General features: G+C 56.2%; 4 protein-coding genes and 1 pseudogene. All 5 read left to right on the plus strand.

Going from position 1 to position 4,903, the window contains the following annotated elements; translation table 11 throughout:
• Positions 1-128: 128 nt before the first annotated feature.
• The 5 genes and pseudogenes from DMG62_23590 (at position 129) to DMG62_23610 (ending at position 4,862) form a co-directional block, all read left to right on the plus strand.
• On the plus strand, positions 129-953 hold the full coding sequence (locus DMG62_23590) for a hypothetical protein (protein ID PYY20474.1): 825 nt from the start codon (positions 129-131) through the stop codon (positions 951-953).
• Positions 954-1,192: 239 nt separating this feature from the next.
• Positions 1,193-2,216: pseudogene (locus DMG62_23595) on the plus strand (alcohol dehydrogenase AdhP).
• Positions 2,217-2,277: 61 nt separating this feature from the next.
• Positions 2,278-2,805, plus strand: a complete 528-nt coding sequence (locus DMG62_23600; GenBank protein PYY20475.1) for a hypothetical protein — start codon at positions 2,278-2,280, stop codon at positions 2,803-2,805.
• Between the two features lie 380 nt (positions 2,806-3,185).
• Complete coding sequence (locus DMG62_23605; GenBank protein PYY20477.1) at positions 3,186-4,136, plus strand: NADPH:quinone reductase; 951 nt, start codon at positions 3,186-3,188, stop codon at positions 4,134-4,136.
• Positions 4,137-4,508: 372 nt separating this feature from the next.
• On the plus strand, positions 4,509-4,862 hold the full coding sequence (locus tag DMG62_23610; protein PYY20476.1) for a hypothetical protein: 354 nt from the start codon (positions 4,509-4,511) through the stop codon (positions 4,860-4,862).
• Positions 4,863-4,903: the final 41 nt, after the last annotated feature.

Below are 4,903 nucleotides of genomic sequence, written 5' to 3' on the forward strand. Positions count from 1 at the left end.
CACTCAGCAGCGACGGCAACACGACGAGCTTTGAAATCGAGGCGCACTCGCCATTCGTTTATTTCAACCCTTGTTTAGTGAAGAACGGCAGTCTCCATTGTGCAGTCGGGCCTAACAATTTGCTCGTTATGTCCGGACAGGACGGCCGCGTCCTCTATCCCTACTTTTTCAGCGATCCGCGCGGGCATTTCCTGCCTTTGGTCGAAATTGAGTCGGCCATACTTGGGCGAAGTCATCGACTTCGGTGCTATCTGCCGCCGGGATACGAGGAGAACACGCTGGCGCGTTACCCCCTCGCTTACATGCAGGACGGGCAGAACCTGTTTTTTCCTCACGAAGCATTTCAACACAAGGATTGGGCGGTTGACGAAACCAGTCAGGTACTGCGGGCGATGAGAGCCATCGAAGATTTAATCATTGTCGGCGTTTACTCGAATGAGCGCCGCGAAGAGGAGTATACCAAGGCAGGTTATGAGACTAATGCGCGCTCAATTGTCGAGGAGCTTGTGCGAGGCGAGCAAGTTTTTATGAGGACAACAAACGCGCCTATGGATCGCGCAATGTGGGGTTCCTCGTTAGGCGGGGTGGTTTCTTTCTACACCGTCTGGCAATATCCCGAGGTATTCGGAGCTGCTGCCTGCATGTCGAGTACCTTCTCCTACAAGGACGACCTGATCGAGCGGGTGCTGAGCGAGCCGAAGCGCAACGTCGGATTTTATCTCGACAGCGGGTGGCCTGGCGACAACTACGAAGTAACGACGGAGATGGCGCTTGCGCTGGTCAGCCGGGACTGGCGATACGGTCGCGATCTGATTCATCTGTGTTTTCCGCACGCCGCTCACGATGAGAAAGCCTGGGGAATGCGATTGCATCTGCCAATGCAATTCTTCACCGGCGCCGTCGCGCGCGCGTCGCGCAGGAGCGATCGAGAGATCAATGCAAATCCCCGCTGACAGACTTCAGCGTGATTTACCCGAGTGCCGATGTAATGTTATACTGAAAGAGTTTAAGACGTGCGACACAGCGCGAGGCAGGCTACGATCTACCCGTCCCAAACACTGCTCCGCAATTCGCAAAGGATGCGGAGCAACGAGTGAGAATGCGGCGATAAGTGCCTAACAAGTTGAGGAGAGGCCATGGGAAATGCGGTGTCAGAACTGATGGGGCGAGACAAGGAAAAACGCGACCGGTGATACCCAAGACAATGAAGGCGGCGGTGGTGGAGAAGTTCCGTGAACCGCTGCAAATCCGCGACGTTCCTGTTCCTTCACCTGCACCAGGGCAAGCTCTGGTCCAAATCATCGCAACCGGTGTGTGTCATACCGACTTGCACGCGGCCGATGGAGATTGGCCGGTTAAACCCAACCCGCCATTTGTCCCCGGCCATGAAGGTGCCGGTTGTGGTGGCGCTCGGCCCGGGTGTCACTCACCTAAAGGAAGGAGATCGAGTTGGCATCGCGTGGTTGCATAGCGCTTGTGGACATTGCGAATTCTGTTTTTCGGGTTGGGAAACACTCTGCAAGGCCCAACAGAATTCGGGCTATTCCGTGAATGGGAGTTTCGCCGAATATGCGCTCGGACAGGCCGATTTCCTGGGCAGAATTCCAGACCAGCTTTCGTTTGTCGATGCGGGACCCATTCTGTGTGCAGGTGTAACGACCTACAAAGGCCTGAAAGAAACAGACGCGCGTCCCGGCGAATGGGTCGTGATTTCAAGCGTGGGCGGTTTAGGGCATGTCGCGATTCAATACGCCACAGCCATGGGATTTCATGTAGCGGCTGTCGATGTTGGAGAAGAAAAATTGGATTTAGCGCGCGAGCTCGGAGCGCAAATTGCAGTGGACGCGCGCGCGGAGGATCCAGCGCGCAAAATTCAGGATGAAATCGGCGGAGCTCACGGTATTCTCGTCACAGCTGTGTCGCCCATCGCATTCAAGCAAGCCATGGGCATGCTTCGTCGCCGCGGCACATGCGTTCTGATTGGATTGCCTCCCGGCGAATTTCCGGTGTCCATCTTCGATGTGGTGCTAAGTCGCTACACCCTCCGAGGGTCGATCGTGGGCACAAGAAAAGATCTTGAGGAAGCGCTCGGCTTTGCCGCCGAAGGCAAAGTCAAGGCGACTATCGAGCAACTCCCCCTCGATTCCATCAATGAAGTTTTCAGTCGACTGAGAGAAGGCAAAGTAAACGGCCGCGTCGTTCTGAACGTCGCTTAATCTCGCTCGTTCATTCGCGCGGAGGAGCGAGTACTGTCTCGAGATCCAGGGTGGCCAGCCTATGTCGGTTTGGTTCGCTGCGGCTTGCCCCCGCCCTTTGGTGGTGCTTCCGTTCGTATGCGCCCAAGAATCAGTTTCCGCTATGGATAACGCAGTTATCAGTGCCATGTCCGCTGTGCTCGGTTCGCTCGTGGGTGGCTCGGCCACGGTGGCAACCACTTGGGTGACACAAAGAACGCTTGGCAAACGTGAGCTCGTCCGCTCCGAAATTAAAAGGCGTGAAGCTCTCTACGGCGAGTTCATCAATGAATGCTCGGCTCGCCTCGTTGAGTCGTTTGAGCGCACCTTAGACAAGCCCGGGACGCTGTTACAGGTGTATGCGCTGCTCAATCGCATTCGGCTTTGCGCCTCCGATGCCGTGCTCACGCAGGCGGAAAGAACGTTGCACTTCATCGCCGAGCAATACTTCTCGCCGAATCTTTCCGTAGAGGAAGTGCGCAATCTTATTCGGTCGGGAGATCAAGATCCGCTCAAGGCATTCGGCGAGGCGTACCGTCGCGAACTAAAAGGGATGCGCATGGCTGTCTAGTCGCGCTGTCCTTTAGGGGAAAGGAAGTTGGCCACCGCTTCCCTGGCAGTGGCACAACTTCTCGACAGCCGGACTTTGGCCGCAAACTCGCCTTACAGTCTGAGTTTCACGGTAACGTGCGGCATGCCTCGTAGATATGCTGAGGCAAGGAACAGAGTCTTTCAGAAGCGACAGTTCCGGACGGATGGTATGCGCATCAACGCTTTTATTTAAAACGAGCCATAACATGAGCGAAAGCGAGTACGGGGATTGAGCACACACCTACGAACGAAGCTCACCTCGTTCGGCCTTACGCCATGTTTGTCGGGAATCGGCAGCAACGCGGACGAGAAACGCTCGCGCACTACAGACATCGCGTGGGAACTCCCAGATCAGAATTTATGAACGCAATCCGAATTCACAGTTACGGAGGACCGGAAGTCTTGCAGTACGAAGATGCGCATTGCCCACGAGTAAAAAACGGCGAAGTGCTCGTCCGGGTTCACGCCGCTGGTGTGAACCCGCTCGATTGGAAAGTGCGCGGCGGTGATCTTAATGGCTTCGTCGAGCACAAGCTTCCGCTGATTCCCGGCTGGGACCTATCGGGCGTGGTGGAGAAAGTCGGCCCCGGTCCCGCGGCTGCGGGACGATTCAAAAAAGGCGACGAAGTCTTCGCCATGGCTGATCCGACGCGCGATGGCGCTTATGCCGATTACGTCGCCGTTCGCGAAGCAGAGCTCGCGATAAAACCTAAGTCGCTCCATCACGTGTATGCCGCGGCTACGCCTGTGTCGGCGCTTGCAGCGTGGCAATCATTGTTCGGCGCCGGCAAGCTGCAACCTGGACAACGCATTCTAATTCACGGCGGCAGCGGCGGCGTCGGCCATTTTGCTGTTCAATTTGCAAAGTGGAAAGGCGCCTACGTCATCGCGACGGCATCAACCAACAACCAGCAATTGCTGCGTAAGCTTGGTGCCGATGAGACGATCGATTACACGATTCAAAAATTCGAAGATGTTGCCCAAAAGATCGACATCGTCCTCGATACAATTGGCGGTGAGACGCAGGAACGCTCGTGGCTGGTGCTGAAGCAAGGCGGCGCTCTGATTTCGTTAGTCCAACCGCCATCGGAAGAAAAAGTCAACCAGTTCGGGGTGCGCAGCATTATGAGCAGCGTTCAACCTGACGGTGCGCAACTAAGTGCGATCGCGAAGCTGATCGACTCAGCCAAGCTGAGGCCGACGATCGATCGGATTCTGCCATTAAGCGAAGCGCGTCGTGCGCATGAGCTTAGTCAAAACGGTCACACCCGCGGCAAGATCGTCCTGCGCGTGAAGGACGTTCAGTCATGATCACGGGCGACGATTCGGCTATGGCCGTGGGCGATGCACGCAGATGTCTAGCTGCAGAATGACGTGGTAAGCCCCGCGAATTGCAGTAAACTAATCGCGGGAGACCGTCGAGCATGAGCGCGCAGGAAATCATTGCGGAACTCTCAAAGCTGAACCGCACCGAACTGGAGCGAGTTGAGGCGCAGCTGCACGAATTGCTTGCGACGAAGCGCGATGGTGCTTCGCGCCGAGCTTCCTGCTCCTAGCTTCTAGCTGCCGTGGAGTGAGGACTGACCCCAATTCACCCTCTGTTAAGCCAGGACAAATGATCTCTGTGTCGCCAAAGAAACTTGGGCTTCCGTCGCGCGCCGGATCGCGGCATCTTTAGAAAGTATGACCGTCCAGAATCTCTCGGCCCAGCCGCCTTTTATCACCAAGGACGGCTCGACTATCCGTTCGATCCTCGATTGCACGAATGCGCCGGTACAAAACCAAAGCCTTGCGGAAGCGCGCGTCTCCGCAGGCGACAGGACAGAACGGCATTATCACAAGATGGCGGAGGAGCTTTATTTCATCCTCGAAGGCGCGGGCGAGATAGAGCTCGACGGTGAACGTCGCAAGGTCCGGCGAGGCGATGCGATCCTCATCCCGCCAGGAGCATGGCACACCATCGTGGCTACAGAACCACTGCGCTTTCTCTGCTGCTGCGCGCCGCCTTACTCGCACGACGATACGTTTTTCACGTAATCGAAAGCGAGGACCGACGCCTTTCTTCCGCTGATAACTGA

This window comes from Acidobacteriota bacterium (assembly GCA_003225175.1).
Lineage (GTDB): Bacteria > Acidobacteriota > Terriglobia > Terriglobales > Acidobacteriaceae > Gp1-AA112.

Bases quoted from the DNA above. Each gene is read 5' to 3' on its own strand.
- DMG62_23605 (PYY20477.1), top strand. From the start codon at position 3,186: ATGAACGCAATCCGAATTCACAGTTACGGAGGACCGGAAGTCTTGCAG.
- DMG62_23610 (PYY20476.1), top strand. From the start codon at position 4,509: ATGACCGTCCAGAATCTCTCGGCCCAGCCGCCTTTTATCACCAAGGAC.
- DMG62_23600 (PYY20475.1), top strand. From the start codon at position 2,278: ATGTCGGTTTGGTTCGCTGCGGCTTGCCCCCGCCCTTTGGTGGTGCTT.
- DMG62_23590 (PYY20474.1), top strand. From the start codon at position 129: ATGTCCGGACAGGACGGCCGCGTCCTCTATCCCTACTTTTTCAGCGAT.